General features: G+C 44.3%; 25 protein-coding genes. 6 read left to right on the top strand and 19 right to left on the bottom strand.

Features of this window, described 5'->3' with window-relative positions:
• Positions 1 to 12 precede the first annotated feature (12 nt).
• Complete coding sequence (locus AB4513_RS10755; RefSeq protein WP_009848993.1) at positions 13 to 3,105, top strand: error-prone DNA polymerase; 3,093 nt, start codon at positions 13 to 15, stop codon at positions 3,103 to 3,105.
• Between the two features lie 309 nt (positions 3,106 to 3,414).
• On the opposite strand, the gene AB4513_RS10750 is transcribed toward AB4513_RS10755, so the two are convergent.
• Together AB4513_RS10750 and AB4513_RS10745 are read right to left on the bottom strand one after the other, a co-directional pair.
• Positions 3,415 to 4,356 (bottom strand): chemotaxis protein CheV, encoded by a 942-nt coding sequence (locus AB4513_RS10750; protein WP_009848992.1) that lies wholly within the window; start codon positions 4,354 to 4,356, stop codon positions 3,415 to 3,417.
• A 167-nt stretch (positions 4,357 to 4,523) separates the two neighbouring features.
• Positions 4,524 to 5,741 carry an ROK family protein gene (locus AB4513_RS10745; protein ID WP_009848991.1) on the bottom strand — a complete coding sequence of 406 codons (1,218 nt, stop codon included), beginning with the start codon at positions 5,739 to 5,741 and terminating at the stop codon, positions 4,524 to 4,526.
• 319 nt (positions 5,742 to 6,060) lie between these two features.
• Here AB4513_RS10745 and pyk point away from each other — a divergent pair, with 319 nt between their 5' ends.
• The gene (gene pyk, locus AB4513_RS10740) at positions 6,061 to 7,509 is read left to right on the top strand and encodes a pyruvate kinase (RefSeq protein WP_009848990.1); all 1,449 of its coding nucleotides are present in this window, start codon (positions 6,061 to 6,063) and stop codon (positions 7,507 to 7,509) included.
• Between the two features lie 178 nt (positions 7,510 to 7,687).
• On the opposite strand, the gene AB4513_RS10735 is transcribed toward pyk, so the two are convergent.
• Positions 7,688 to 8,884: a patatin family protein gene (locus AB4513_RS10735; protein WP_009848989.1), complete on the bottom strand. Its 1,197-nt coding sequence runs from the start codon at positions 8,882 to 8,884 to the stop codon at positions 7,688 to 7,690.
• A gap of 41 nt (positions 8,885 to 8,925) precedes the next feature.
• Positions 8,926 to 9,015, bottom strand: a complete 90-nt coding sequence (locus tag AB4513_RS10730) for a YnhF family membrane protein (protein ID WP_102248935.1) — start codon at positions 9,013 to 9,015, stop codon at positions 8,926 to 8,928.
• A gap of 145 nt (positions 9,016 to 9,160) precedes the next feature.
• On the opposite strand from AB4513_RS10730, the gene AB4513_RS10725 reads away from it, so the two are divergent.
• The 3 genes from AB4513_RS10725 to AB4513_RS10715 all read left to right on the top strand — a co-directional run bounded on the left by AB4513_RS10725 (position 9,161) and on the right by AB4513_RS10715 (position 11,813).
• Positions 9,161 to 9,754 (top strand): hypothetical protein, encoded by a 594-nt coding sequence (locus AB4513_RS10725; RefSeq protein ID WP_009848988.1) that lies wholly within the window; start codon positions 9,161 to 9,163, stop codon positions 9,752 to 9,754.
• 497 nt (positions 9,755 to 10,251) lie between these two features.
• Positions 10,252 to 11,712, top strand: coding sequence for a sodium-dependent transporter (locus AB4513_RS10720; protein WP_009848987.1), 1,461 nt, complete (start codon positions 10,252 to 10,254; stop codon positions 11,710 to 11,712).
• Positions 11,713 to 11,714: 2 nt separating this feature from the next.
• On the top strand, positions 11,715 to 11,813 hold the full coding sequence (locus tag AB4513_RS10715) for a methionine/alanine import family NSS transporter small subunit (RefSeq protein ID WP_009848986.1): 99 nt from the start codon (positions 11,715 to 11,717) through the stop codon (positions 11,811 to 11,813).
• A gap of 59 nt (positions 11,814 to 11,872) precedes the next feature.
• Here AB4513_RS10715 and AB4513_RS10710 read toward each other — a convergent pair whose 3' ends face one another.
• The 15 genes from AB4513_RS10710 to yceD form a co-directional block, all read right to left on the bottom strand.
• Positions 11,873 to 12,277, bottom strand: a complete 405-nt coding sequence (locus tag AB4513_RS10710; protein WP_009848985.1) for a hypothetical protein — start codon at positions 12,275 to 12,277, stop codon at positions 11,873 to 11,875.
• Positions 12,278 to 12,505: 228 nt separating this feature from the next.
• Positions 12,506 to 13,936, bottom strand: a complete 1,431-nt coding sequence (ptsG, locus tag AB4513_RS10705; protein ID WP_009848984.1) for a PTS glucose transporter subunit IIBC — start codon at positions 13,934 to 13,936, stop codon at positions 12,506 to 12,508.
• A gap of 444 nt (positions 13,937 to 14,380) precedes the next feature.
• A complete protein-coding gene (locus AB4513_RS10700) occupies positions 14,381 to 15,148 on the bottom strand; it encodes a TatD family hydrolase (protein WP_009848983.1) in 768 nt (255 codons plus the stop codon).
• On the bottom strand, positions 15,139 to 16,104 hold the full coding sequence (locus tag AB4513_RS10695) for a DNA polymerase III subunit delta' (protein WP_009848982.1): 966 nt from the start codon (positions 16,102 to 16,104) through the stop codon (positions 15,139 to 15,141). The genes AB4513_RS10700 and AB4513_RS10695 overlap by 10 nt, the downstream gene beginning before the upstream one ends.
• A 6-nt stretch (positions 16,105 to 16,110) precedes the next feature.
• On the bottom strand, positions 16,111 to 16,743 hold the full coding sequence (gene tmk, locus AB4513_RS10690) for a dTMP kinase (protein ID WP_009848981.1): 633 nt from the start codon (positions 16,741 to 16,743) through the stop codon (positions 16,111 to 16,113).
• 10 nt (positions 16,744 to 16,753) lie between these two features.
• On the bottom strand, positions 16,754 to 17,770 hold the full coding sequence (gene mltG, locus AB4513_RS10685; protein WP_009848980.1) for an endolytic transglycosylase MltG: 1,017 nt from the start codon (positions 17,768 to 17,770) through the stop codon (positions 16,754 to 16,756).
• On the bottom strand, positions 17,767 to 18,645 hold the full coding sequence (gene pabC / locus AB4513_RS10680) for an aminodeoxychorismate lyase (protein ID WP_009848979.1): 879 nt from the start codon (positions 18,643 to 18,645) through the stop codon (positions 17,767 to 17,769). The genes mltG and pabC overlap by 4 nt, the downstream gene beginning before the upstream one ends.
• A 103-nt stretch (positions 18,646 to 18,748) precedes the next feature.
• Complete coding sequence (gene fabF / locus AB4513_RS10675) at positions 18,749 to 19,993, bottom strand: beta-ketoacyl-ACP synthase II (RefSeq protein ID WP_004736554.1); 1,245 nt, start codon at positions 19,991 to 19,993, stop codon at positions 18,749 to 18,751.
• A gap of 93 nt (positions 19,994 to 20,086) precedes the next feature.
• Positions 20,087 to 20,320 (bottom strand): acyl carrier protein, encoded by a 234-nt coding sequence (gene acpP, locus AB4513_RS10670; protein WP_012603569.1) that lies wholly within the window; start codon positions 20,318 to 20,320, stop codon positions 20,087 to 20,089.
• A gap of 166 nt (positions 20,321 to 20,486) precedes the next feature.
• Positions 20,487 to 21,221, bottom strand: coding sequence for a 3-oxoacyl-ACP reductase FabG (gene fabG, locus AB4513_RS10665; protein WP_029222897.1), 735 nt, complete (start codon positions 21,219 to 21,221; stop codon positions 20,487 to 20,489).
• A gap of 25 nt (positions 21,222 to 21,246) precedes the next feature.
• Entirely contained in the window at positions 21,247 to 22,170 is a 924-nt protein-coding gene (fabD, locus tag AB4513_RS10660) for an ACP S-malonyltransferase (RefSeq protein WP_012603567.1), read from the bottom strand.
• A gap of 81 nt (positions 22,171 to 22,251) precedes the next feature.
• Positions 22,252 to 23,202: a beta-ketoacyl-ACP synthase III gene (locus tag AB4513_RS10655; protein ID WP_010437276.1), complete on the bottom strand. Its 951-nt coding sequence runs from the start codon at positions 23,200 to 23,202 to the stop codon at positions 22,252 to 22,254.
• Between the two features lie 5 nt (positions 23,203 to 23,207).
• Complete coding sequence (gene plsX / locus AB4513_RS10650) at positions 23,208 to 24,233, bottom strand: phosphate acyltransferase PlsX (protein ID WP_012603565.1); 1,026 nt, start codon at positions 24,231 to 24,233, stop codon at positions 23,208 to 23,210.
• A 9-nt stretch (positions 24,234 to 24,242) separates the two neighbouring features.
• A complete protein-coding gene (gene rpmF, locus AB4513_RS10645) occupies positions 24,243 to 24,413 on the bottom strand; it encodes a 50S ribosomal protein L32 (RefSeq protein WP_004737376.1) in 171 nt (56 codons plus the stop codon).
• Between the two features lie 44 nt (positions 24,414 to 24,457).
• Complete coding sequence (yceD, locus tag AB4513_RS10640; protein WP_004733994.1) at positions 24,458 to 24,985, bottom strand: 23S rRNA accumulation protein YceD; 528 nt, start codon at positions 24,983 to 24,985, stop codon at positions 24,458 to 24,460.
• A 149-nt stretch (positions 24,986 to 25,134) separates the two neighbouring features.
• On the opposite strand from yceD, the gene AB4513_RS10635 reads away from it, so the two are divergent.
• On the top strand, positions 25,135 to 25,716 hold the full coding sequence (locus AB4513_RS10635) for a nucleoside triphosphate pyrophosphatase (RefSeq protein ID WP_009848611.1): 582 nt from the start codon (positions 25,135 to 25,137) through the stop codon (positions 25,714 to 25,716).
• Positions 25,717 to 25,767: the final 51 nt, after the last annotated feature.

Below are 25,767 nucleotides of genomic sequence, written 5' to 3'. Positions count from 1 at the left end.
TGAGATTACGTTATGTCTCAGCAATACTCAGAGCTATTTTGCCAAAGTAATTACTCCTTTCTAGAGGGAGCTTCGCATGCGGAAGAGCTTGTTTTACAGGCCGACTTCTTACGTTACAAAGCACTCGCGGTTACTGATGAGTGCTCAGTCGCGGGCATCGTTAAGGTTCACTCAGCAATCAAGCAACATAAACTGTCGCTCAAGCAAATTGTCGGGAGCATGTTTTGGTTAAATGAAGAGTGCCAAGTGGTTTTGCTATGCCCAAATAGAGAGGCCTATGCCGAGCTGTGTCGTATTATTACCAACGCGAGACGTCGTAGCAGCAAAGGACATTATCAGCTCTCTGAGTGGGATATCATGTCGGCTAAGCACTGCTTCATTCTTTGGTTTCCTCAACAGAAAAATGAAGACGCGCACTGGGGGCAATGGCTCTCCCAGCACCATTCAGGTCGGCTTTGGATCGGCTTACAACGACACCTAAAGCAAACCGACCAGCAATACACAGATTACTGCGTTGAGCTGTCACAACATCACCAACTGCCGATTACAGCTTGTGGTGGCGTGCTGATGCACAACGCGAACCGCTTACCCTTACAGCACTCACTCACTGCAATAAAGTACCAACAGCCCATTACCGAAGTGGGCAATCACTTACTCGCCAATGCCGAGCGCTGTTTACGCAGCATCAATAAGATCTCTCATATATTCAAAGCTGAGTGGCTAGAAGAGAGCAACCGAATCGCTGAGCTGTGTGAATTTGATTTAGATAGCTTGCGCTACGAATACCCAAGCGAGCTGATCCCTCAAGGTGAGACACCCATGAGCTACCTACGCATGTTAGTCGAAAAGGGAAAACGAGCTCGCTTCCCGCAAGGTGTACCTAATGACATTCAACAAATCATAGATAAAGAATTGAGGCTAATTGACGCGCTTGACTACCCTTTCTTTTTTCTCACCATTCACGACATAGTCATATTTGCCAAAAGCCAAGGCATTCTTTACCAAGGTCGAGGTTCAGCGGCCAATTCCGTGGTCTGTTACTGCCTAGAGATCACCTCTGTCGACCCAAGACAAATCTCAGTGCTATTTGAACGCTTCATCAGTAAAGAGCGCGATGAGCCGCCCGATATTGATGTCGATTTTGAGCACGAGCGCCGTGAAGAAGTCATCCAATACATCTACAAAAAATACGGTAGAGAACGTGCAGCACTTGCCGCAACTGTCATTTCATATCGCTTTAAAAGCGCGGTCAGAGATGTCGGCAAAGCTTTAGGGCTACAAGAAACTCAGCTTGATTACTTTATAAAGAACACCAATCGCAGGGACAAAAGCTTAGGTTGGCAGGCTCAGCTCACTCAATTGGGGCTACAGCCTGATTCTTTGAAGGGACAGCAGTTTATCCATTTGGTTAATGAGATCATCGGCTTTCCACGTCACCTGTCTCAGCATGTTGGCGGCTTCGTGATCTCTTCTGGGCCTTTGTATGAATTGGTTCCCGTCGAAAATGCGGCTATGCACGATCGAACCATAATTCAATGGGATAAGGATGATCTTGAAACATTGGGGCTGCTGAAAGTTGATGTACTCGCGTTAGGTATGCTCTCTGCGATTCGTAAATGTTTCGACCTGATCAAACGCATTCACGGGCGATCACTGACCATTGCTGAGATCACCCGCCTTAAGGATGACCCTCAGGTTTACGGCATGATTCAGCGAGCAGACACCGTCGGGATCTTCCAAATAGAGTCACGCGCGCAAATGAGCATGCTGCCAAGGCTCAAACCAAGGACTTATTACGACTTGGTGATTCAAATTGCTATCGTACGTCCTGGGCCTATTCAAGGCGATATGGTTCACCCATTCTTAAAGCGCCGAGATGGTATTGAGCCAATCAGTTATCCATCTAAAGACGTGGAGTCGGTACTGTCGCGCACTTTGGGTGTGCCGATATTCCAAGAACAAGTGATTAAGCTCGCGATGGTTGCCGCAGGATTCACAGGTGGAGAGGCGGATCAGCTCAGACGCGCGATGGCCGCTTGGAAGAAAAATGGCAACGTCTTTAAGTTTAAAAACAAACTCATCGAGGGAATGCAAAAGCGTGGCTATGAGACAGAATTTGCTGAGCAGATCTTTAAACAGATATGCGGCTTTGGCGAATACGGTTTTCCTGAAAGTCACTCGGCTTCGTTTGCGGTGTTAGCGTATTGCTCAGCTTGGTTGAAATGCTACTACCCAGAATGCTTCTATACTTCCTTGCTCAATAGCCAACCTATGGGGTTTTATAGCCCATCACAGTTGGTACAAGACGCACAACGACACAATGTGGTAGTTCTTCCGGTATGTGTGAACGCCTCACAAGACAACCACACTGTCATCGCTCATCAGAATGGTTTAGCGATTCGCTTAGGGCTGCGACAAATCAAAGGATTCAGCGAACATGGGATTCAAAGCGTGCTCGCCAATCGGCCACAATCCGGTTATCGCCACCCTAGCCAGGTGAAACAGTTATCGATGAATAAGAAAGATATCGAGCTACTGGCATCGGCCAATGCGCTACATAACGTATCGGGAGACCGCTTCCAGACTCGCTGGGCAATCATGGACTCCGCTTCTGATTTACCTCTGTTTAGCCAAGTCTATGACGATGTTGGGGATGGACATGACGAACATGCACTGCACAAACCCAATGAGATGCAAGATCTACTCGAAGACTTCACCAGTGTCGGAATTTCATTGAACAAACACCCAATCACTTTGCTAGAAGAAGCGGGACGATTAGGTCGATTCACACACATGAAGGATTTAATACAGCAAAGACACAAATCTATGGTCACGGTTGTTGGATTAGTCACAGGAAAACAAGCTCCCGGAACCGCGGCAGGTGTTACCTTTGTTACATTAGAAGATAACACGGGCAATATTAATGTCGTGGTATGGGGAGCAACCGCGCGCTCTCAACAGCAAGCTTATCTGACAGCCAAAGCGTTAAAAGTACAAGGCATATTAGAAAAGGAAGGCGAAGTTGTGCATGTTATAGCGGGTAAACTCATCGATATTACCGATGACATTATTGGTTTGAACACCAAATCCCGAGATTTTCATTAACGAATCAAGTTGCCCTCCAAGAAACGCTAGAAACGAAAAAGGGAAGCATCCGCTTCCCTTAAATTCAAGTTGTTGAGTTATACCTCAACGTCCGCTTCCGTACGTCTTTTCTTAAATTCCCTATACAGTAATAAGCTCAAAGTCATGACGACTTTAGACGTTAACCATATCATTCAGAGGAACTACCTTAGATTGTGCATGAAAAGTTACGTTAGTAGTTGAGCATATTTTGTTAAAAAACATGCTGTATCAAATACTAGCAAACGTTTTCGCCAAGGTCATTCGAAACAAACCGTACAGCTGCATTAATTACAAAATCTGACGCATTCGCTCTTGAGTTACTTCAACTAAGAGGTCTGGTTGGAATTTAGAAATAAAGCGATTACACCCTACTTTCTCAACCATGGCTTCATTGAAACTACCACTTAATGAAGTATTTAGCGTAATAAACAAGTCATGCATTCGAGGATCAGTTCGAACTTCATGAGTCAGTTTGTAGCCATCCATTTCTGGCATTTCAGCATCGGTGATCATCAATAGTATTTCTTGATTGATGTCTTTGCCTTCATCACACCACTTCTTAAGTAAAGTCAGTGCTTCTAAGCCGTCACAACATTCGATAATGTTCAAACCAAGTTGCGACAAGGTGCCTTTGATCTGGTTGCGTGCTGTTGAAGAATCATCCACGATAAGTACATTACGGCCAACCATTTCATTCGCTAACTGCTGATCTAGAACACCGTCAGAAATCGACACATCGTAGTCGATGATCTCCGCTAACACCTTTTCAACATCGATGATCTCAACGATTTTGTGCTGCTCTTCTTCTTGGATATGCGTGATAGCAGTTAAATAGTTTGCTCGACCCGTAGTCTTTGGTGGCGGTTGGATTTCTGTCCATGTCGTATTCACGATATTACGAACTTGTCCAACCAAGAAGCCTTGTACGGTTCGGTTGTATTCGGTAATGATCAAGTTGTTTTCTTGAGTCTCATCACGTGATGGTGGGAAACCAATCGCACTGCGTAAGTCAATCACAGGTACAGATTCACCACGTAAAGAAGCAACACCCGTAATATGATGGTGAGAGCCTGGCAAGCGAGTGAGTACAGGCACTTTTAAGACTTCTTTCACTTTAAATACGTTAATCGCAAATAGTTGGCGACTATTTAAGCTAAATAACAAGAGTTCCAGACGGTTTTCACCGACGAGTTTAGTTCTCTGATCAACAGAATTTAAAACGCCAGACATACAACACCTTAGTGACAAATAATAACTGTGGCTACAATAGCCTAATTCGATAGGTTAAAGCAAAGCGCAAATACACAGATGCTTAAACTAAGTACAACAAATGCTGTTATACATAGTTTAAGTGCATGGAAAGGGTTAAAGGAAGGCTAAAAACGATAAAAAAAGGGTTAGCCTTCAATCACTTTCATTAACAATTGGCCATCATATAAAGCTTGTTTAACAAGCGCAGCACCTGGCATGGTGGCTTGTTTATAGAATCGAGATTCCACCAGTTCTAAATCTTGATGGTAAACCGATAAACTCTGCTCTTCGATACACTTTTGAATCGCAGGATACAACACGCTTTTAGCCTGATTGATAACACCACCTATCAAGATTTTCTCAGGATTGAAAAGGTTGATCACAATCGCTATCGCGGCACCTAAGTAACGACCTAACTGTTCAATCACTTCAACAGCCAGTGGATCACCATCAGCAGCAGCAGCGCAGATCTGTTCAATTTTGACATCTTCAAACGCCGTTAGTGATGATGCCTCGCCATTAGCCAATCTTTCTTTGACTTGCTCACGGAGAGCCTGTGAACTCGCAACCGTTTCTAAACAGCCATGATTACCACAATGACAAAGCTTGCCTTGTTTATCGATCTGAATATGACCTAGCTCACCGATGTTACCGTGGCGACCTTGCAATACTCGGCCGTCGAGAATGATCCCTGCACCTACACCGTGGTGAATCGAGATCAAAACGGAATTATCGTTATCTTGAGAGTGACCAAACAGCTTCTCTGCTAATGCCCACGCTCGGGTATCATTGGCAATAAAGACAGGTAGACCTGTTTCTTTGTAGATCTCAGGACCCAACGCTAAGTTTTTAACGTTGTAGTGTGGCATCTGCAACACAATTCCCTGCTCAGAATTCACAAGCCCAGGTAGCGTAACCGCAATACTTGTTACCCTATCGAGTTGCTCGGCATAAGTTTGAAAAAACTCATCAATTTCATGCAGAAGACGCGCAAGTACATCGTCTTGGTCACGTTCATGAATATCAATCTTAGTATCGATAAGTACATCGCCGCCCAATTCATGAAGCGCGATAGTGAGATACCCACGACCAAGACGCATCGACAGAAACTGCCAACCTTCGTTATTGGTTTGCAGACCGACAGCAGGACGCCCACGAGTCGTGGCTTCTTGAACCGTCGTTTCGTGAATAAGGTGAGCTTCAATGAGTTCACGGGTAATTTTAGTAATACTCGCCGGGGCCAACTCACTTTGCTTGGACAGATCGATACGAGAAATAGGACCTTTAAGGTCAATTAGTTTATATACACGACCAGCATTGACCTGTTTGATATGATCAATATGGCCCGGTTGAGCCATGTACATTTTACGCTCCAGAAATCATCAACGCGGTAATTTTTTTACTTTGCGAAGTAATTGTGAAGTCACTTGGTATATCGCCGTGACCCGTATCACGTATATACATGAATCTTTGTGTATCTAGTCAAATAGTTCGAGAAAAATTAGTACCTACATCGATAAATTGAGACTTAATTTTCTTAATGAAACATCGTTATTGAGTCCTGAATACAATAATTGGATACAAATAAAGAAATATCCTCCTAGCTCCCAATAAATAATCAATTAATGCATATACTTAATTAAGTCTTTTAAAAGATTACTTGGCCTCACTCTAGGAGTATTCATGACAGCCGAATTAAGAAAAACGAAAATCGTCACAACGCTAGGCCCTTCTACTGATAAAGGTAACGTGCTTGAAGAGATCATCAAAGCCGGCGCCAATATCGTCCGTATGAACTTCTCTCACGGCACTAGCGACGACCATATACAACGTGCAGAAAATGTCCGAGCAATAGCCAAAAAACTTGGTACTCAGATCGCTATTCTCGGTGACTTACAAGGTCCCAAGATTCGAGTGTCAACATTCAAAGATGGCAAAATCCAACTTGCCGTTGGTGACCAATTTACTCTCGACAGTAGCCTTGGTTTAGGCGAAGGCAACCAACAAGCGGTCGGCCTTGATTATAAAGAATTACCTAACGACGTTTCAGCTAACGACATCCTGCTGCTAGACGATGGTCGTGTACAGCTAAAAGTAACCGAAGTGGAAGGTTGTCGCGTTCATACCGAAGTCATCATTGGCGGCCCTCTCTCGAATAATAAAGGCATAAACAAGAAAGGCGGCGGCCTGTCCGCAGAAGCGCTGACAGAAAAAGACAAGCGCGACATCGTCACCGCCGCACAAATCAAAGTGGATTACCTTGCGGTGTCTTTCCCACGCAACGGCGAAGACATGCACTACGCTCGTCAACTCGCACGAGAAGCAGGTTTAGAAGCTCACCTTGTAGCAAAAGTAGAGCGAGCAGAGACGGTAGCCACTGTTGAGAACATGGATGACATCATAATGGCCTCAGATGTGGTCATGGTAGCTCGTGGTGACCTCGGAGTCGAAATTGGCGACCCTGAATTGGTCGGAGTACAAAAACAGCTTATACGTCGTGCTAGAGCGCTTAACCGAACGGTGATCACCGCAACTCAAATGATGGAATCGATGATTTCAGCGCCAATGCCAACCCGTGCCGAAGTCATGGACGTTGCCAATGCGGTACTTGATGGAACAGATGCGGTCATGCTTTCAGGTGAAACAGCTGCAGGTGATTACCCGGTCGAAACCGTAAAATCGATGGCTGAAGTGTGTATTGGTGCTGAGAAAATGGCGGGGATTAACAACCAATCCAATTACCGAATTGACCGCACGTTTGTGACCGCCGAAGAAACCGTTTCGATGGCGACTATCTACTCGGCAAACCATATGGAAGGCATTAAAGGCGTAGTCACTCTCACTGAATCAGGCCGTACTGCACTGATGATGTCTCGTCTAAGTGCAGATATGCCTATCTACGCACTATCTCGTAACGAAGGAACACTTAATCGCTGCACCTTGTACCGAGGTGTAACACCTATCTACTTCGAGACAGAAGCCAAAGACAGTTTTGACATTGCCCTATCTACGCTCACCTGCCTAAAAGAGCAAGAGCATCTTAAGTTTGGCGATCTCGTTATCGTCACTCAAGGCGACATTATGGATGTGGCGGGATCAACCAACTGTATGAGAATCTTGCCTGTCACCTAATGTTTGCCCGTAAGGCGAAACGATTTGCCTAATCTCATGACAAAAAAGGGTTATCGAACCAAGTTCAATAACCCTTTTCATTTCAGAGCACGACTCACTAACGATCAGTTTAAACAGCACGATCAGCTCACAGCATGCTAACTCATCAACTTCAAATATTATTAATCAACCTCAAGCATTACTTCTCAGCAGCAATGGTTGCCAACTGTGGCATGTGTGAACTGCGGGCATTTTTCGTAGAGGTATAAGTTTCAACAAATCGGTAACCGGCTTCTAAACCCAATTCATAATCGTGCAGTAAATCTTCTTTATTACTCATTAATGAATTGGATTTCAGCGGCTTACTCGGGGCAATTTGCACGACAAAAGCATCGTCTGGTGGGGAGTTCAAAAAATCCTGAGTCAATGAGTAAGTTTGGTAATGCACCATCAGCATATCTGCTAAGCCGGAATCAAACTTATCACCAATTAAATGACTTAATCTATAGATGTCATCCGCCCCGAATAACCATCGACCACCATTCAGTAAATCCAAATGTGATCTGTCGCGCTTCTGTTCTTTTGAGCTGAGAATTTGTTGTTGAAAGAACGAGCTCCAATCGGTTTTCCACTGTTCCACTTTTTGTTGCCAATGACCTTGAACACTGTCAAAAGATTCGCGGAACCATTCCAGTTCTTCGGCTGATATCGGTTTGGGTGTTTCTAATCGCGTACTGTTAGCTTGAACCTCTTCCTCTAACGCTGGCTCAGTTCGGATCACAACAATGGAACGGGCTTGTCTACGCCACGCTTCTTGAACCGGGATGCAAGCTGATACACCACCATCCACATAAGCATTGTCGCCAATAAAGATTTCATCATTGTATAAGCGAGGGATCGCACAGGTTGCAATCATCACTTTGTACCAATCTTCACCCAATACTGGGAAGTAGTGATCTCGTAAGTCTTTAGAATCCGTGACGGCTGCATAGAAATGGCGCTCGCCTAGCGTTTGTCGTCCTAAATCCAAATCAAGCTTATATGGGTAAGCCATGATTTGTTCTAAGGCCCATTCTAATCCAAGGTTCTTTCTGTGTCGTATATAAGAAAAGAGATTGAAGAATTCAGGTGATGTTGTGAGGTCGAGAAGGAAAGAACGGCCAAGGCCTTTATCGCGGCACAGATAAGCACACAAATTAAGAGCACCTGCAGAGGTACCAAAAAACTCGTCGAAGGGATCAAAATTTGAAAGAAGAAAGGCATCCAGCACTCCAGAAGTAAAAATACTTCTCTGTCCACCACCTTGGGCGACCAGTGCTGTTTTTCCAGCAATAAACTTAGCGTAATAATCTAAGTCTATTGCTGTATCAATATTGGTTATAATCCCACTATTCATTATTCCCTGAGTATAAAAACCCAGCCTCGCAATAAATGGTATTAACTACCAATTGCAATAAAGCCAAATGAGAGAATGATTGCGTAGATGACAACCGTTATTTGTAGGGCATTTTTCAGATTATGGTCCATAGACACCTCTGTCTTATTATTAATTTGTCGAGTCTCTATTTAAGTACTATCAGGTGTGTGAAGTATCTTCAAGAATCGTCGAAATTAGTCGCACAATATTGATGTAACCATCACAATTAGTAAGTGTATGGATAAGGATATACTCATGAATAACAAAGCAAATATAATGGCACTGATTACGCTTCTCTCCGTTTCGAGCGTATATGCCTCGCCGGAGATCATCATTACTCCGATGGTGGGCTATACAGGCGGTGGCAGTGTCGAAGACCAGGACGGTAAAACCTATGATATGAAAGGGTCTGAAAACTACACCTTTTCGATTGAAACGCCATTTGAAAAAGGACGCATCGGCTTTTTCTATTCTAATCAAAGCTCTGAATTAGAAACACTCAACCTAAGCTCCTCCATCCAATACCTGCACTTTCAAAGTAGCATTTACTACCCAGCTTCTTCTGTGTTGTCTGGTTATTTGGGATTAGGCCTTGGTGCTTCTTACGTCGATGTAGACTGGGCAAAAGATAAGTATGGGTTCTCAACCTCTATCTTTGGTGGTTTAGAGTACAAATTTAGTGACCGATTAGCGTTAAACACACAACTACGTTGGTTAGGTACCGTTGTCGATAACGACACCTCCGGTGTTTGTAACATCCCAAGTAACGGGCAAGAGTGCATCATCCGCTTTGATACCGACTGGATGAACCAATTCCAAGCCAATGTCGGACTGAGTTTTACTTTCTAAGTATCGATGACCATCTCATACCAATAGAACCTCCGAATAGTTGGTCAGTTCAACTATAGAGTGTATGAATTTCAGTCATACGCTCTACTTTTAAATAAAGTCATATAACCTAATAAAACAGAAAAAATTAGACACATAAACCAATCAGAAAACCCCAAACCAATTCATACCTCTAAAATAACCATCATTTAACATCTTAAAGACCATAAGACCACAGTTATTAAACATACCTAATCTATTGCTTTAACCATTCTAACTAGGTAGGCTCATTAGCACGCATCAGCTGAATATTTCAGGTTATGCAAACACACATCAAACAATTAAGAATTATCCGCTGAGTTCTCCAATCGCTAACAACATAATAATCTAAACTTTTGCTTAATCACGGAAGATAAAGTAAACAGTCAAACCGTTTGCCTGTTTTAACTATCATCTCCTTACCAAGCACAGCGTGACGAGAAGCTTCATACCTCAGGGAAGTTGTAAAGGAGTTAAATATGAAGCGAGAACAGTGGGGATCCCGAGCAGGATTTATCCTTGCCGCAGTAGGATCTGCTATTGGTTTAGGAAACATTTGGCGTTTTCCATATATGGCTTATGAAAATGGCGGCGGTGCTTTTTTCATTCCATATCTATTTGCCATGCTTACGGCTGGTATCCCATTTATGATCCTAGAGTTCAGTATGGGTCAAAAATATCGTGGCTCTGCACCTGCAACCTTAGCGCGCATCAACTCAAAATTTGAGTGGCTTGGCTGGTTCCAAGTGGGTGTAGCGGCTGTCATCGCGGTCTACTATGTTGCCGTTATCGGTTGGGCAATTTCATACTTCGGTATGTCATTCAATCAAAGCTGGGGAACAGACACTAACGCATTCTTCTTCAGTGAATATCTAGCTCTAGGTGATAACTCACCGACGAACCTAGGTAGCATCCAATGGGGCATCGCTGGCGCAATGTTACTCGCTTGGGCAATCACTTATGCAGCTATCGTGGGTGGTGTTAAAGCTGGTATCGAACGTGCTTCTAAAGTAATGATGCCAGTGTTGTTCATAATGGTGATTTTGCTTATCGGACGCATGGTTTTCCTTCCTGGTGCTCTAGATGGTGTGAACTACATGTTCGAACCTGATTTCAGCAAGATCTGGGACGTAAAAGTATGGGCTGCTGCTTATGGACAAATCTTCTTCACGCTAAGTATCGGTTTTGCGATCATGCTGGCTTACTCAAGCTACCTGCCTGAAAAATCAGATATTACGAACAACGCGTTCATGACGGTTCTTATCAACTGTGGTTTCTCAATTCTTGCGGGTATTATGATTTTCTCTGTTCTTGGCTACATGGCTCAAGAACAAGGTAAACCATTAACTGAAGTTGTATCAGCAGGCGTTGGCCTTGCGTTTGTTACGCTACCTGCTGCGATTAATTTACTTCCAGCACCGTATATTCTGGGTCCACTATTCTTCTTTGCACTTGTTGTGGCTGGTTTAAGCTCTCATATCTCAATTATGGAAGCAGTAACATCTGCAATTATGGACAAGCTGAACTGGAGCCGTAAAAAAGCAGCAAGTATTGTTATTGGCGTTGGTGTTGTGGTGTCTATGGCATTTGCAACTAACGGCGGCCTACTTCTACTAGACCTAGTCGATCACTTCGCTAACAACGTCGGCATCATGGTAGGCGGATTCATTGAAATCCTTCTAATGGCATGGTTACTAAACAAAGTTAGCGATGTACGTGCGTACGTCAATGAGATTTCAGATTTCTCTATTGGCGTATGGTTTAACGTATGTTTACGCTTCGTCACTCCAGTTATGCTTGCAATCATTCTTGCAACAAAACTAAGCGCATTGTTTACAGACGGTTACGGTGGCTACGACCTGACTCTTGGTTGGGCAATGATCGCAGGATTACTAGCGATTGGCATTATCATAAATATGACAAGTAAGAAGGAAGCATAATCATGACAACGAGTGCGATTATTATGATGGTTCTTGGTCTTGGTATCACTTGGGGTGGTGCTGCAATTTGCATAAAGCGTGCAATGGACAAACAGAAATAACCTTATTTAAACCATTCAAAAATGCCAGCTACTAAGCTGGCATTTTTTTGTCTCATCACCTAGAACTTGTAGGTGATACCCAGTGCACCACCCACTTGTAATTCAACACCTTTATACATGTCGAGCTCAGGGTGAACTTGCACGTACGCATTCCAACCTTCGTAGAAATTCACTTTAATACCTAAAGGCAAACGTAAGCCAAAATCATTATTCCACTCAGCCCAAGCACCTGCACCGACATACCAACTCAACGGAGCTTCAGCCTCAAACTGACCACGCTTCAAAATGTAGTCAAATGCAGCACCGTCGTTGCCAATCGTGGCACGGTATTTCTGATCAAATTCGACAACGACACTCAGGTCTTGGTCTATGGCTAATCCAACTTCCAAATCTGGAGCTTCAGAAGCATGCACAAACGCGGCTCCGCTGCAGCACATAAGGCCGATCAAATAACGATGTTTCATAATATTCTCAGACTGTTTTTAAAAATGATAGTGTACTGGGTTCACAAAGAGAGGTGTCATCGCTAGGTAAAAGCGAACTGGTGCTCAAGGTTCGGTATCGGCCTTTAACACATAGAGTTGAGTAGAACTAGTTGAGTAAGAAGAGCTTAAGCGTGAGGATATTTTGCATATTGCAGAAAACAAAAAAGGAGGCCGTAAGGCCTCCTTTCAATTTATTGAATCAGCGAATTAACCGTTGTTACGGATCCACTCATCCATGTCTGTCTTAAGGTTGTCAGACTTAGTACCGAAGATAGCTTGTACGCCACCAGCAACTACAACAACACCTGCAGCGCCTAGTTTCTTCAGTTTGTCTTGGTCAACAAGAGCGGTATCAGCTACTGCAACACGTAGACGAGTAATACAAGCGTCAAGACCAGTGATGTTCGCTTTACCACCGAATGCAGCAACTAGCTCACCAGCAAGTTCAGAACCTGTAGCAACTACTTCTTCTTCAGATTCGTCTTCACGGCCCGGAGTTTTAAGGTCAAGTGCTTTAATCACAGTGCGGAATACGATGTAGTAAATTGCAGCGTAAGCAACACCACATACAACCATTAGACCCATCTTAGACGCGTTGCCAGATAGAACTAGGAAGTCGATTAGACCGTGTGAGAAAGATGTACCGTGTACAAAACCTAGAGTGTTCGCAAGAACGTATGCAGAACCAGCTAATAGAGCGTGGATTGCGTACAGTACAGGAGCAACGAATAGGAATGAGAATTCGATTGGTTCAGTGATACCCGTTAGGAATGAAGTCAACGCAGCAGAAGCCATGATGCCCATTACTTTAGCACGGTTTTCAGGTTTAGCTGAATGTGCAATCGCGATTGCAGCAGCAGGTAGACCGAACATCTTGAACATGTAACCACCAGCTAGCTGACCGAAGCCATTGCCCGCTGCACGAGATGCGTCATCAGCAACTAGGTAACAAGTAAGAACACCGTTTTGAGTTTCGCCAGCAGCATTTACACAAGTACCAGCTTCGAAGAAGAAAGGTACGTTCCAAACGTGGTGAAGACCAAATGGAATCAGAGAACGCTCAACGATACCGTAGATACCAAACGCCACTTGTGGGTTTTGGTGAGCAGCCCAATCAGAGAACGCAGAAATAGCGCCGCCAACTGGTGGCCATACTACAGATAGTAGGATTGCTAGACCAATCGCAGAGAAACCTGTGATGATTGGCACAGCACGCTTACCAGCGAAGAAGCCAAGGTACTCTGGTAGTTGAATACGGAAGAAACGGTTGAATGCCCAAGCAGCAACACCACCGACTAGGATACCACCTAGTACACCAGTGTCGATTTTATCAACGCCCATTACACCAGCCATTACGCCTAGTGTAGCAGTCATGATGCCGTAACCAACGATAGCAGCTAGACCAGCTACACCGTCGTTATTAGTAAAGCCAAGTGCTACGCCTACTGCGAACAGTAGTGCCATTTGACCGAATACTGAACCACCCGCTTGTTCCATTAAGTTTGAAACGATTTCTGGAATGAAAGGAAGGTCTGCTGCACCGACACCTAGCAAAATACCCGCAACTGGTAAAACTGATACTGGTAGCATCAGAGACTTACCAACTTTCTGCAGGCTAGCAAAAAGGTTCTTAAACATGTTTATGCTCCTGATAAAGATAAAATAATTATATGGGTCCTAACGGCACACCCCCGTAGCCTATATGTTAGCACCCAGTGAAAATGTAACCATGTATTGCATTATATTTTCTGCCGCTAAATATATATTGATGGGGAACTAACTTTCTAGTCACTTACGAAATTTAGTTTCAAAACACGTCTTGGATCACATGTCAAATATAGAAATGCAATGCTTTACAACCCACTAACTAACTGAAAAACAAACAAATTATAATCACCCTCTATTATTTTACTGAGTAAATAAAATAGAGGGTAATGTTATTTTTAGTAACAAAATTACAAATGTTGCAATTCACGCTCTCAAGTTCAACATATTCCGTAAACATTAAAAAAAAACGCATTTTTGGTGATCAAAAACACAAAAAGGGAGCTTTCGCTCCCTTTTGTTTGTTTAGTTAGATTTCTATCGCAAAAAAAGTTTTTGGTAATTTTTGGTCGTTTGTTCAGCAACCTCTTTCATTGATACCCCTTTTAACTGGGCGATATAAGCCGCAACTTCGACTACATATGCAGGCTGATTCTCTTTACCACGATATGGAATTGGCGCCAAATATGGCGAATCCGTTTCGATCAGCAACCTATCTAGAGGTAGGTTTTTCACAACGTCTTTAAGTTCTGTGGCTTGTTTAAAGGTCACAATTCCTGAGATCGAGATATAGAAACCTAATTCCATTGCCGCTTCAGCGAACGCTTGATCTTCAGTAAAGCAGTGAATCACACCACCACACTTCTCTGCTCCACCATCGCGTAAAATAGCTAACGTATCTTCACGCGCGTTACGCGTGTGGATGATCAAAGGTTTATTAAGCTCAACAGCCAACTCAACGTGCTGCTTGAACCTGAGCTGTTGTAGCTCTGCAGTCTCTGGTTGGTAATGATAATCTAGGCCAGTTTCACCAATCGCCACCACTTTAGGGTTGCTCGCGTACTCACGCATTCTGTCTAAACAGAAGTCGCTCTCTACGTCGAGAGGGTGAACGCCACACGAAGCCTTAACGTTATCAAACGGCGAGATCATCTCAAGCATGTTTTCAAACGAATCCAACGTCACACCGACAGAAAGCAGTTGGTCAACGTTGGCTGCTTTCGCTTTATTAACCACGTCTTCTACGCTGGTGTGTAAATCTTGGTAATCCAGTTTGTCTAAATGACAATGGGAATCTACGAACATGTTTCCTCGCAAGTGGCTATCAGCCAATTCATTATGAGTAGCTCCGTATTGAGCCCAGGGTGTAGCTTGAACTGCTCAATCAATATCAGCAGTTTATTCGACGCTGCATAAGCACTTTGATAAGACATCACCTCACACAGTGCTTTCGCACTCGGAATGATAGCCTGATTAGCTAAACCAAAATGCAGCTTTTGTACATCTGACAATAAATGCCAAAGCCAGCTAAGTTGAATCAAAGGGTCTTTGCTAAGCTCTGTAGAGAACTTCAGCATGTCGGGTTGAGTGCCTTTTATCACATTCACAAAGCCATCGAGCGCTTTTGTTGAAGCTTCGACGCCACCTTGATCAAACATTGCTTTCGCTTTCAGGGGGGCGTTGTCGTTCAATGTCAGTATGTACTGAGGAACCGTTTTACCGACTTCTCCATTTAACCATGCCGATCCTGCATCTAATTGTGGACACACCACATTAAATTGCTGGCAACGGCTAAGAATAGTTGGCATTAAGCGATTACTGTTACGCGTTGAAAGGATGAAAATACAATTACTCGCAGGTTCTTCCAGTGTTTTCAACAGCGCATTAGACGCCGATTCATTCATCGCTTCAGCCGGACTCAGCAAAATGACACGCAAGCCACCCAACTGTGACGATTGTTGAGCCCAGCGGTTACTCGCACGCACTTGGTCAACGGTAATCGATTTACCTTCTTTCTCAGGTTCGATCACATGGAAATCCGGGTGACTCCCCGACTTCATCAGTTCACAACTGTGGCAAAATCCGCACGCTTCACTTTCGTAATTAACACACATCAATGCATCGGTAAGTTGGCTAACCAGCGCTTCCACACCAAGCCCTTCAGGCGCATTAACGATCACAGAGTTAGGAAAACGTTCTGCATCGAGACTTTTTTTCCACTCACTCCATACCGGTGTGAGCCAAGAATACACTTCAGCCATGACTACCTACTGTTTATTGAGCCAAGCACTGAGCGCGACTTTAATATCAGCGGCTACTTGCTCAAGCTCTTGCTGTGCATTAATCACGAGTACAGAATCGTCTTGCCCTGCAATTTCTAAGTAACGCTCACGCGTGCGATCGAAAAATGAGATGTCCATCTTTTCGATTCTATCAAGCTCACCACGACCTCTAGCACGCTCTAGCCCGACTCTAGGGTCTAGGTCCAAATATAGTGTTAAATCTGGCTTAAAACCGCCTAGCGTGGTTTCTTTCAGTGATTCCATCGTAGTGCGTGCGATCTGACGACCACCACCTTGATAAGCTTGAGATGACATATCATGGCGATCACCCAACACCCATTTACCACTGTCTAGTGCAGGCTTGATGACGTTTTCTACTAATTGAACACGCGCTGCGTACATCAGCAGCAACTCAGTCATGTCTTGAAGCTTCTCGCCCTCGTGTTCTTCTTTGACCAACGAGCGCATCTTCTCGGCAAGCACGGTACCACCGGGTTCACGAGTATTAACGATGTCAGCGACACCGGCTGTTTTCAATGTCTCAACGATGGCATTGATTGCTGTACTTTTGCCAGCACCTTCAAGGCCTTCAACCACGATAAATTTCGACTGATTCATAATTCTTTCTTTATTTGTTTTTTCTTAATTGCTTTAAGTAAGCTCGTACTGCACGGTTATGCTCAGTCAAACTCTTTGAAAATACGTGACCGCCCGTTCCACTCGCAACAAAATACAGGTAGTTGCTCTTCTCTGGATTCAGAGCCGCGTTGATAGACGCTTTACCCGCCATCGCGATCGGTGTTGGCGGTAAACCGCTCATTGTATAGGTGTTGTACGGCGTTGGTGTGCGTAGATCTTTCTTTCGAATATTACCCTTGTAGCTAGCACCCATGCCGTAGATAACCGTTGGATCAGTTTGCAAACGCATACGCTTGTTCAAGCGGTTAACGAACACAGAAGACACACGCTCACGCTCAGAAGCGACAGCAGTCTCTTTTTCGATGATAGACGCAAGAATTAAAGCTTCATACGGCGATTTAAGAGGCAGCTTATCGGCTCTGTTTTCCCACTCATCATTGACCACGTTCATTAGATCTCGGTGGGCGCGTTTCAACAAATCTAAATCCGTTGTGCCATAGGTGTAGTGATACGTTTCCGCTAAGAAAAGACCTTCAAGCTTTTCATTTTCGATACCAAGCTTTTGTGCGATCTCTTTTTCAGAAACATCATTCAACGTCTGCTGAATGAATTCGTTGTCTTTTAGCTGAACAAGCCACTCATCAAAACGACTGCCCTCTACGAAGGTAATAGTAAATTGGTGCTCTTTCCCTTCTACAAGCACTTGTAACGCCTGTTCTAGGGTTAAACCTGGTTCGAGCAGGAATGTACCCGCTTTTACGTCTACAAGCTCAGGATGTAACTTACGGATTAATTTCTCGTAAGGAGAAGCCTCAAACAGCCCTTCATTAATCAACTGTGCGAGGACGCGGTTAAAGCTGCTGCCTGAAGCAACAGTAACAACTTGTGGTTTTTCCAATTGAATAACTTGTTTCAGGTTATCTTGCGCTTGGTTGTAAACATAAAAACCAGCAGCCACGGCTGCGATTAGGCACAAGATAATAAAAATAAATAACTTTTTGATCACGAGTTTAGTTGTCCTTGAAGGCTACGAGTAACGGTTCCAATGTTGAATTGGGTATCACTAATACGGGTAACTGGGGCAACCCCTAAAATGGAGTTGGTCATGAAAACCTCATCAGCTTGCATGAGTTGAGATAAGCAGTAGTCACTAATAGTAACGGAAAGTTCAGCTTGATTCAGCGCGGTTAACACTTGCTTACGCATAACCCCTGCAACGCCACTTTGCGTCAGTTGAGGAGTGTGAATCGTCTGCCCTTTTCGCCAAAACAGATTAGCCATGGTGGTTTCAATCACGTTACCTGATATATCCAGAACCACGCCATCCACTTCACCGGCCTGATCCATTTCATCTTTCATCAAGATTTGCTCAAGGCGATTATTGTGCTTATGACCGGCCAATAATGGGCTCAAACCCAGTGCTTGTTGGCAGATACCGAGTTCTACACCGGAATCTTGCCACGCGAAATAATGACTTGGGTAATCAAATGTACTGATGGTTATCGTTGGCTTGGCGATATTCTTGGTACTGTAGCCACGACCGCCTGCCCCACGGCTAACGTGCAGCTTGAGCCCTGCTTTTTCATTATGAGGCTTGTTTTTTTCTTGAAGATTCGTTGAACCATCAAGGCTCTTTGTACCAGGAGGCGCATTGTGTTGGATATGTTCAAGTGCATTATCGAGCCAAAGGTTAACCGTATTCCAATCAAGTTCGGAAATGCGTAACGCTTTAAGACAATCATCAACACGACGCTGATGATCGTGAAAATATTGAATCTGGCCATCTTGAACAAGCATGGTAGTAAAACAGCCGTCTCCATACTGAAACGAGCGATCTAAGATATCGACAGTTTGCTGACTTTCTCCATCAACCCAAAACATGTTTTTCCCCATAAAAAGAAACGGCTCAATGCTAAAGCATCGAGCCGTTTAAAAACAGTTCTAATTATGACTATCTACGATGTTTGACTCTTATATAAGATGATTAAATCTTTTTGAAGATCAAACAGCCGTTAGTACCACCGAAACCGAATGAGTTACATGCAGCATATTCCATGCCGCTAACTTTACGCGCGGTGTGAGGTACTAAGTCAATATCTAAGCCTTCTTCAGGATCATCTAAATTGATTGTTGGTGGAACAATTTGATCAATTAGAGACATCGCTGTGATGATAGCTTCAGCAGAACCCGCAGCACCTAGAAGGTGGCCTGTCATTGACTTCGTAGAAGAAACCAAGACTTGCTTGCTGCCTGCTTCGCCAAGAGCACGCTTGATGCCCTTCACTTCCGCTACGTCACCTGCAGGAGTCGAAGTACCGTGTGCGTTAACATAACCGATTTGTTCACCAGTAATGCCAGCATCACGCATAGCCGCTTCCATTGCTAGTGCGCCACCAGAACCATCTTCACTTGGAGATGTCATGTGGTAAGCGTCACCCGACATACCGAAGCCAACTAGCTCACAGTAAATCTTAGCGCCACGAGCTTTAGCATGTTCATACTCTTCAAGAACCATCATGCCTGCACCGTCACCAAGAACGAAGCCGTCACGGCCTTTGTCCCATGGACGAGAAGCTTTTTGAGGCTCATCGTTACGAGTAGACAGTGCTTTAGCCGCACCAAAACCGCCCATACCTAGTGGTGTCGATGCTTTTTCAGCACCACCCGCTAGCATTGCGTCAGCATCGCCGTATGCAATCATACGAGCCGCGTGGCCAATGTTATGTAGGCCAGTCGTACATGCTGTAGAGATCGCGATGTTTGGACCGCGTAGGCCACGCATGATAGACATGTGACCCGCAATCATATTCACGATCGTCGACGGTACGAAGAACGGGCTGATTTTACGAGGGCCTTTTTCAGTTAGAGCCTTGTGACCGGCTTCGATCAAACCAAGACCACCAATACCAGAACCGATAGCAACGCCTACACGAGGAGCGTTTTCTTCAGTAATAGTTAGGGCTGAATCATCTAAAGCTTGAATACCTGCTGCGACGCCGTACTGGATGAACAAGTCCATCTTACGAGCATCTTTTTTAGTCATATACTCTTCGCAGTTAAAGTCTTTAACTAGACCTGCAAAACGAGTTGAGAAATTGGTTGCATCAAAATGATCGATATTAACGATACCACTTTGACCAGCTAGCAGGGCTTTCCAAGAAGATTCTACAGTGTTGCCTACCGGCGACAACATACCCATGCCAGTGACAACTACACGACGCTTGGACACGATATTACACTCCGGGGATTGAGGTGATTTAAGATGAGGATAGATGAGTTAGATAAAACACAGGCGGTCGAGGTGACCGCCTGGGAGAGATTATTACTGAGCGCTAGTTACGTAATCGATAGCAGCTTGAACAGTAGTAATTTTCTCAGCTTCGTCATCTGGAATCTCAGTGTCGAATTCTTCTTCTAGAGCCATTACTAGCTCCACTGTGTCTAGAGAATCTGCACCTAGGTCATCAACGAAAGAAGCTTCGTTTTTAACTTCAGCTTCGTCTACACCTAGCTGTTCAACAATGATTTTCTTTACGCGTTCTTCGAGGTTGCTCATTTTTTCTTTTCCTTTACAGAGTTCGCTTTATGCGATGTTTTCCGTAGTTTATTCAATCTATTGAAAGTTGCAAGGTCAACTTTTCTGGTCAAACCACAATTTTCACGATTTTAACCGAAATTACGTATGATCTTGACTTAAATCATGCACAAATGTTGCACATAATTTACACCATGTACATACCGCCATTGACGTGAAGTGTTTCACCTGTGATATAAGCTGCCGCAGGTGACGCCAAAAATACCACAGCTTCAGCGATTTCGCGAGGATCACCTAGTCGACCTGCTGGTACATTCGCCAAAGTTACTGCACGTTGGTCATCATTTAGCGCTTTAGTCATGTCAGTTTCGATGAAACCAGGTGCTACAGTGTTCACTGTAATACCACGAGACGCAACTTCACGAGCCATTGATTTAGTAAAACCAATTACGCCTGCTTTTGCAGCTGCGTAGTTAGCTTGACCAGCGTTACCCATAGTACCGACTACAGAACCAACGTTTACGATACGTCCTTGACGCTTCTTCATCATGCCACGCAATACAGCTTTAGACATGCGGAAGATAGGCGTTAGGTTAGTATCGATGATGTCATTCCATTCATCGTCTTTCATACGCATAAGTAGGTTATCACGAGTGATACCTGCGTTGTTAACCAGAATGTCAATCGCACCGAATTCATCGTTGATGGTTTTCAGTGTAGCTGCAATTGAGTCAACATCCGTTACATTAAGAGCAAGACCTTTACCGTTCTCACCTAGGTACTCACTGATTGCAGCAGCGCCGCCTTCAGACGTAGCAGTACCGATAACTTTAGCACCACGCTCAACTAAAAGTTCAGCGATTGCACGACCGATACCACGGCTTGCGCCTGTAACTAGTGCAACTTTGCCTTCTAAATTCATCATAACTTCTCTATTAAGTGTTTATTTACTTAGCAGCTTCTAGTGATGCAGTGTCATTAACTGCAGCAGCTGTCATAGTTTTTACGATTCGTTTTGTTAGACCGGTAAGAACTTTACCTGGGCCTAATTCTAGTAGCTTCTCTACGCCTTGCTCATTCATAGCTTGTACACCTTCAGTCCAACGAACGGGGCTGTACAGCTGGCGAACAAGTGCGCTTTTGATTTTTGCCGGGTCTGTTTCAGCAATAACATCAACGTTATTGATAACAGGCAGTGCCGGCGTGTTGAACTCTAGAGCTTCCAGAGCAACCGCTAGCTTGTCTGCTGCAGGCTTCATAAGGGCACAGTGAGATGGCACAGATACTGGTAAAGGAAGAGCACGTTTAGCGCCCGCTTCTTTACATAGTGCACCAGCGCGCTCTACTGCTGCTTTGTTACCCGCGATAACAACTTGACCAGGTGAATTGAAGTTAACTGGTGACACAACTTCGTCTTGTGCCGCTTCTTCACACGCTTTAGCAATCGCTTCATCATCTAGACCGATGATTGCGTACATTGCACCAACGCCCGCAGGAACCGCTTCTTGCATCAGTTGACCACGTAGCTCAACTAGCTTGATCGCTTCTTTAAAGTCGATAACACCCGCACACACTAGTGCAGAGTATTCGCCTAGGCTGTGACCTGCTAGGTTTGCAGGTTGCTCTAGACCAAGCTCTTGCCATACACGCCAGATTGCAACAGACGCTGTTAGTAGAGCCGGTTGAGTACGGAAAGTTTCATTTAGATTTTCTACTGGACCATCTTGAACCAATGCCCATAGATCGTAACCAAGTGCTTCTGAAGCTTCAGCAAATGTCTTTTTAACAACATCATACTGTTCGCCTAGGTCAGCAAGCATACCGATAGCTTGAGAGCCTTGGCCTGGGAATACGATAGCAAATTTGCTCATAGTAATTTTCCTTTAAGCAAAGCAAAAAAATTGAACAAGGCACATAAGTTATGTGCCTTGTTTGTTGATTATCGCTTGGGGTTAGAATTTAACTAACGCAGAACCCCAAGTGAAGCCGCCGCCAAACGCTTCAAGTAGAAGCGTTTGGCCACGTTTAATTCGCCCGTCGCGAACAGCCTCATCAAGGGCCGTTGGTACGGTAGCTGCCGACGTATTGCCGTGCTTATCAAGAGTAATCACAACTTGATCAAGCGACATCGTCAGCTTTTTAGCGGTTGCCGAAATAATGCGGTAGTTCGCTTGATGTGGAACTAACCAATCAAGCTCTGACTTATCCATATTGTTCGCCGCTAATGTGTCTTTCACAAGCTTAGAAAGCTGAGTTACCGCCACTTTAAATACTTCGTTGCCCGCCATGTGCAACCATTTGTCGGCATCACCGCCACGCTCTGGAACTTCTAGGCTTAGAAGCTCACCATATTTACCATCAGAGTATATGTGAGTAGACAAAATACCTGGCTCTTCGCTTGCGCCAACAACCACCGCACCTGCAGCATCACCAAATAAGATGATAGTAGAGCGGTCAGTCGGATCACAGGTTTTTGACAGTGCATCCGCACCGATTACCAAAACGTTCTTACACATGCCAGTCTTGATGTGTTGATCAGCAACAGACAGTGCGTAGACAAAACCAGAACACGCCGCAGCCAAATCAAACGCAGGGCAGCCTTTGATACCAAGCTTGCCTTGTACCTGACATGCCGAAGACGGAAATGTGTGGCTACTGCTGGTTGTCGCAACGATGATTAAATCAATATCTTCTTTGTCGATACCTGCCATTTCAATGGCATTCTCAGCAGCGTAAAACGCCATATCCGCAACGGTTTCGTTTTCCGCTGAAATACGACGCTCTTTAATACCTGTTCTAGCCACGATCCACTCATCGCTAGTCTCTACCATTTTCTCTAAGTCTGCGTTAGTACGCACCTGAGATGGCAAGTAGCTGCCAGTACCTAAAATTTTGCTATACATGAAGACTAATAATGCCTCTCGAGTAAAACCGCTTCCAAACGATCGCTAATGCGACTGGGGACTTGTCGTTTGACCTCGTGTACTGCCTCACCAATCGCGTTGACGACTGCAGACACATCAGCACTTCCATGGCTTTTAATGACAATGCCGCGCAATCCTAACAAACTTGCGCCGTTATACTGGTCGGGGTTCAAGGTTTTTAATTCAGTAAATAGCTCAGAAAACAACATTCTGGCGATCCACCCCTTTATTGTTGAAGCCATCATGCGCGTTTTTAGCTTATCAATAAAGAGCTGAGCCGTACCTTCACACGTTTTTAAGCAGACATTGCCCACAAAACCATCACATACGACGACATCAGCCGCATCTTGAAGTAATTGATTACCTTCAATATAGCCTATGAAGTTCACAGACTGAGTATTCGACAACATTTCAGCGCATCGTTTTACAAGGTCATTGCCTTTGATTTCTTCAGCGCCGATATTCAAGATAGCGACACGAGGCACGCGACCTAAATGTTGTTCTGCTAATGCACTGCCCATTACGGCAAACTGAAACAGTGAATCCGCGTCACTAGAAACGTTCGCTCCTAAATCAAGCATCCATGTACGGTTGCCAGAAGCGGTAGGCAAAGCTGAAACCAATGCAGGCCTATCAATACCAGGAAGGAGTTTGAGTCGGAAACGAGATAACGCCATCAGTGCGCCGGTGTTGCCACCACTCACACAAGCATCAGCTTGTGACTCGGCAACCAGATCGATAGCAGCACGCATAGAACTACCCTGACTATTACGTAAGGCTAGTGAAGGTTTTTCAGAATTGGAAATAACTCGATCACAATGCTGGATACTCAAACGAGAATCAGGCATTCGACCTAATGAAGATAATTGAGATGTGATCGCATTTCGATCACCTATGAGAATGACTTTTAGCTCTGGGAAATACGACAGTGCCTGCACGGCGGCAGGCACTGTTACACGAGGACCGAAGTCCCCGCCCATTGCATCAAGCGCAACGGTTAGATTTTGCAAAGGTCAACCTTACTTGTTGATAACCTTTTTGCCGCGGTAGAAACCTTCGGCAGTCACGTTGTGACGTAGGTGAGTTTCACCTGAAGTTGCGTCTACAGAAAGTGCAGCTGTAGTTAGCGCATCGTGTGAACGACGCATGCCACGCATTGAACGTGATTTCTTGCTCTTTTGTACGGCCATTGACCCTACTCCTATGTAAATTCTTAAAGATACTTACTAATAAGTTATTTCTTTAAGTTTTTTAAAACATCAAATGGATTCGGCTTTTTATCTTCCTCAATTTCTTCAGGAAGTTCACCAAACACCAAGTTATTTGAGTTAACGCTACATTTCGCATCGTCGTGCATTGCTATTTGTGGCAATCCAAGGATGAACTCGTCTTCAACTAATTGAATCAGGTCTAACTCACCGTACTCGTTCAGATCTACCAAATCGTACTCTTCCGGTGCTTCCTCTTCACTTTTCTCGCTGTAAACAGGAGTATAAGTAAATTGGACATCGCACTCATGTGCGAAAACCTCATTACAACGTTGACACTCTAAATCGACTTCGACGTTAGCTTTACCAGAGATAACGACTAATCGTTGTTCATCAAGCCCAAATGACATTGAGACTTGCGCGTCACGTTTTACGCCTTCAGTTGTTTCGGTTAAACGCTTTAAAAGACTGACTTGAATGATACCATCCATATCGAGTCGTTTTTGAGCCGTTCTTGCCGGATCAACTGTACGCGGTATTTTTTCCTTTTGCATAGGGCGCGAATCTTATCTTCCAAATCGTGTTTAGTCAAAGGAAATGGCAAAAAAAATGTACTTTCCTACCTTTCCTGTTCAGAGCATTATGAATAGCAGGATAAGTTACGTTATCCTGAACTAAATGCTTACACGAATTGTAAATTAAAATGAGAAATTACCAACTAGTTTTAGCTTCTACATCTCCATTTAGGCAAGAGATCCTCAAAAAACTACAGTTAGACTTTGTCACAGCAAAGCCTGACTGCGATGAAACGCCACTTCCAGAAGAGACTCCTCAACAATTGGTAATGCGTCTTGCTGAGACCAAAGCCAAGTCTTGTGCTGTCGAACAACCAAGCCTAGTGATTGGTTCCGATCAAGTATGTGTGATCGACGAAGAAATCATTGGCAAACCTCATACTCGTGAGAAAGCGATTGAGCAATTGTCTCGTCAAAGTGGTAAGAGCATCACTTTCTATACTGGGATAACGGTATGGAACAGCGAGACCAGTAAAGCTGACACGCGTCTCGACACCTTTGTTGTGCATTTCCGCGATTTAACTGAGCAACAGATCATTTCTTATGTTGAGAAAGAGCAGCCTTATTACTGCGCGGGCAGTTTTATGTGCGAAGGGTTAGGTATTGCATTGTTTAAACAGATGGAAGGTAAAGACCCAAACACGCTGATCGGCTTACCTCTGATCGATTTAGTCGATATGCTTGAGGCACAAGGAATGAACGTGTTGTAAGCGATACTTACCACTCTGTTGGAGATTCCCTACTCCTTCCTTCGTCAGTCT

It is taken from the genome of Vibrio sp. 10N.222.54.E6, from assembly GCF_041473955.1.
Lineage (GTDB): Bacteria > Pseudomonadota > Gammaproteobacteria > Enterobacterales > Vibrionaceae > Vibrio > Vibrio tasmaniensis_A.
This window is presented reverse-complemented; position numbering and strand designations above follow the sequence as displayed.